The sequence below is a fragment of the Flavonifractor sp. An306 genome, from assembly GCF_002159455.1.
Taxonomy (GTDB): domain Bacteria; phylum Bacillota; class Clostridia; order Oscillospirales; family Oscillospiraceae; genus Flavonifractor.
In genome coordinates this window covers 1-722 of the sequence record NZ_NFIQ01000240.1, presented here as the reverse complement: position 1 = coordinate 722, position 722 = coordinate 1, and the positions used below count along the sequence as shown (strand labels likewise).

The 722-nt window shown below is 41.6% G+C and carries 1 protein-coding gene; it reads left to right on the top strand.

Features of this window, described 5'->3' with window-relative positions; genetic code table 11:
* Nucleotides 1-240: hypothetical protein (locus B5F88_RS19875; RefSeq protein WP_204246295.1), on the top strand; the 240-nt coding region annotated here is incomplete at its 5' end.
* Nucleotides 241-722 lie beyond the last annotated feature (482 nt).

Genomic DNA, 722 nt, shown 5'->3' with positions numbered 1-722 from the left:
GGTACTCTGACCAGCACCGACCCTGAGGCAGTAGCTAACATGGTCTATACAGTGTATGACCGTCAGGGAGACAATTTTAAAGTGGTGTCCTCCCGGTTTGGTAGATTGACCTTCTGCCTGGATAAAATCAAGGCCCTTCTTGATTTGGGTGCTGTGAATGGTGTGGTGATGCAGGAGGACAAGGTGGTGTGCTGTTGGGAACTGGAAAGCGAACAGGACAGTAAGAAGAAAGGAGCGTAAGGAACAGGGGTGGGGCTGGTCACAGCTCCACCCCTGACTTAAATTATGATTGATAACAGAATCAGAAGCCCTCCCAGCATGGAAGTATGAAATCGTCCTGTTTTGTATGCCGTGTATGTTTAACAGGTGTGTTTTCTATATCCAGCAGTAGCTATTTCTGGGTAATACACTGACACTGTCAACAGATTTGGAATTTTAGTTTCCTTAACTTGTAATGAATTAAGAAGGATTTTTCTCCATCTACATATTAAAATTTTACCATGCACGAACGCCATACAGTCAGGATTTTCTAAGGTAGCATGGATAAGTGGAAGTCTAAAATTTCAAAATCCCAATTTTTTAGATGGTTTTTTAGCAGTTGGATTTTTCACATGCATACAACAGGAAAAATAAAACTGCCATCCAAAGGACAGCAGTTGACAAATCGCAGTATCTAATTTAAATGGGTATTGCCTTTTTCCCTGTTAGGTCGTACAATGAAA